General features: G+C 66.7%; 3 protein-coding genes and 1 pseudogene. 1 reads left to right on the plus strand and 3 read right to left on the minus strand.

Annotation, left to right across the window (positions count from 1 at the left end):
* On the plus strand, nt 1-1,076 hold a 1,076-nt coding region (locus AS25_RS08330), incomplete at its 5' end, for an ISL3 family transposase (RefSeq protein WP_035964248.1).
* On the opposite strand, the gene AS25_RS08335 is transcribed toward AS25_RS08330, so the two are convergent.
* The 3 genes and pseudogenes from AS25_RS08335 to AS25_RS08345 form a co-directional block, all read right to left on the minus strand.
* Entirely contained in the window at nt 1,057-1,566 is a 510-nt protein-coding gene (locus tag AS25_RS08335; RefSeq protein ID WP_035964250.1) for a type I restriction-modification system subunit M N-terminal domain-containing protein, read from the minus strand. The genes AS25_RS08330 and AS25_RS08335 overlap by 20 nt on opposite strands.
* Nucleotides 1,567-1,766: 200 nt before the next feature.
* The gene (locus tag AS25_RS08340) at nt 1,767-2,054 is read right to left on the minus strand and encodes a helix-turn-helix domain-containing protein (protein WP_253270524.1); all 288 of its coding nucleotides are present in this window, start codon (nt 2,052-2,054) and stop codon (nt 1,767-1,769) included.
* A 348-nt stretch (nt 2,055-2,402) separates the two neighbouring features.
* A pseudogene (locus tag AS25_RS08345) lies at nt 2,403-3,067 on the minus strand (IS3-like element ISPfr10 family transposase); the annotation flags it as partial.

Here is a 3,067-nt window from a genome sequence, read left to right on the forward strand (position 1 = left end):
GGATCTTCAGGTGCCGGGAGGACGCCTGCGAGGTCGTGACGTTCAGCGAGGTCCACGAGCTGGCGGCACCGCGGGCCAAGCTCACCACCCGCGCGATCGCCTGGGCGGTGGGCCAGCTGCGCTGCCACGACATCGCGGTCTCGGCCCTGGCGGACATGCTCGGGGTCGCCTGGAACACCGTCTGGCACGCCATGGCCCCGGTCATCGAGGCCCAGCTGGCCGCGGAGGATCGGCTGGCCGGGGTGGACGCCCTGGGCGTGGACGAGCACGTGTGGCGCCACGTGGGTCCACCCGGCACCGGGCTGGTCACCGGGATCGTGGACCACTCCCGCGGCGAGGACGGCCGGCCCCGGGCGCGACTGCTGGACCTGGTCAAGGGGCGCACGGGGGCGGCCTACGGCGACTGGCTCACCGAGCAGGGGCCGGCGTTCACGAGCGGGATCCGCACGGCGACGCTGGATCCGTTCCACGGCTACGCCAACGCCATCCGCGACGAACTCCCTGAGGCGATCACCGTCCTGGACGCCTTCCACGTGGTGAAACTCGGTGGGCAGGTCGTGGACGAGGTGCGTCGTCGGGTGCAGCAGGACACTCTGGGCCACCGGGGCCGGGCCGGGGACCCGTTGTACGGGATCCGCCGCACCCTGCAGATCGGCGCCGAGCACCTGACCGAGAGGCAGGTCACCCGGCTCAACGCGAAGCTCGAGGCCGGGGACCCGCATCACGAGGTGACCCTGGCCTGGCATTGCTATCAGAAGCTGCGTGCGATCTACCACGCCCGCCCCGAGACCGGCCGCCGGCTGGTCGCCGAGATCCTTGCCGCCTTCCCGTCCTGCCCGATCCCGGAGATCGCCCGGCTCGGGCGGACCCTGCGCCGGTGGAAGGCCGCGATCCTGGCCTACTTCGACACCGCCGGGGCCTCGAACGGGCCCACCGAGGCCGTGAACGGGGTGATCGAGACGATGCGCCGGGTCGCCCGCGGCTTCCGGAACTTCGACAACTACCGCCTACGCGCCCTGCTCGCCGCCGGCGGACACCGGCCGTGGCGCAAGACCCCTACCCATGCTCATCTGTGAAGGGCCGGTTATCCATCCCCGCTGGGGAGAGATCGAGGTCTGGCGCGAGGAACTTCTCGATCAATGCACCGAGCGCGTCAGCCTTCGTAAGCCGAGGTAGCTGGTTACGGAATTCGAAGTTGTCGATGATCTCCTGCACGTTGGGCGAGAAACCGTCCAAGTAAGCCTCGAAGTTCTGCCGCAGGCGCGTCGAGTTCGACACGTGGCGCATGTCCTGCAGCGAGAAACCAGACGTGTTGTAGAAGTCCTGCTTGGCCGCATCACGCAGCGGTGCATCCTGATCAGCGACGCCCGCCTCATCCAACATCTTCTTCATCGCCATCACTGCATCGCGCGTCGGGCCAAGGACGCTGTCCAGGCGACGCAGGACCGTAAAGGGAAGGATCACGTCCCGGTATTTGCCCCGGACATAGAGGTCGCGGAGGACATCGTCAGCGACATTCCAGATGAGCGCCGCGATTCGCGCGTGGTTGATGGAGCTGTGTGGCACGGGGATCCTTCACTGGCGACTAGACGACCTACCAAGCCGCGGGGGGCGACGACACTGGTACTAGTGATGCCGCCCAACCAACACTGAAGGTAGACGGCACCACTGACATTGTCTCAGCTCGCGCGAAGTCTTGCCCGCCCGGTCAGGCATCCACGATGCCCATCCCGCTCGCCTTGCAGGACCAGCTCACGCGGCGAGCATCACCGACGACCGATCAGTGAACGCGCCTCGACGCCGAGTTGCTCCGCCAAGGCATCGACGGAATCCAGGGTGAGGTTGCGCTCCCCGCGCTCGATGCCGGCGAGGTACCGAGTCGAGACACCGAGCTCCTCGGCAAGACCTTCCTGCGACAGATGGCGCGCAAGACGCAGATCGCGTACCTGCGCTCCGAGCACCTTCTTCAGAGGATCTGTCACAGAACCAGCCTCATGTCTGTTAGTGATGACTTCCAGGAAGTTATCGCTTCTAGTTGCGTTCAGGCGGGTCACGCGCGACTCCGCTGCAACTGCACCAGACCTCAAAGGAGAGCATTGCCATGCCCGATTCACAACAGTTCCCCGACGTGAGCTCGCCAGCGCTCCCCCGCACCCTGCACACACCGCGCAGCAGGGCACTGCTCTCGGAATCCTGGGCCCAAGCAGAGGAGGCAAAGCGGAGGGAATGGGCAGGCAACGACCCCCAGCTGACGTACGAAGCCTATGCAGCGGGCGAACCATGTCGCGCGTGTGGGCGTGCCCTTCTCGGTGAGCCAGCCCTAGGAACTGATGAAGAGAGCCTTGCGCTGATCGATGCCGACAACGCCGAGTTCCGAGCCGAGCACACGTGGGCCGCCCCCTTCATTCGGTCCGGTCGCTCTGTGAGTCGTCGGTTTCGATTTGATGGGTGCACTGCCGAGCGTACTCGGCCGGGGGTAGGTAGCCGAGCGATGAGTGCCGACGCTGATGGTTGTACTCGGTCTTCCAGTCGCCGATCACGACCTGGGCGTGCAGCAGTGAGTAGAAGCTGTTGATGTTGAGGCACTCGTCGCGGAGGCGGCTGTTGAACGATTCGACGTATCCGTTGTGCCAGGGCGAGCCGGGCGGAATGTAGAACAGGCCGGTGCGGGTGCCGGCCCAGTCGGCCATCGCGTCGCTGATGAACTCGGGCCCGTTGTCGCTGCGGAGCACACCCGGTGCACCGCGGACGGCGACGAGCTCTTCGAGGTGGGCGGTGAGCCGGTCGGCGGTGATCGACCGCTCGACGAGCCCGCCGATGCATTCGCGGGTGTGCTCGTCGACGATGGAGCAGATCTTGATCGGGCAGCCCCGCTCGTCGGCGTCGAACTGGAAGTCCACCGCCCATACGAGGTTCGGTGCGACTGCCGCCGGGGCGTCGACGGTCGAGGATCCGACACGCTTGCGGCGTCGCCGCTGCGGGACGCGGAGGCCTTCGGCTCGCCAGAGGCGTTGGATCTTCTTGTGGTTGACCGCCCAGCCCTCACCCCGGGCGTCGTGATACGCCC

The organism is Kocuria marina (genome assembly GCF_000786655.1).
In the GTDB taxonomy this organism is placed as follows: domain Bacteria; phylum Actinomycetota; class Actinomycetes; order Actinomycetales; family Micrococcaceae; genus Kocuria; species Kocuria marina_A.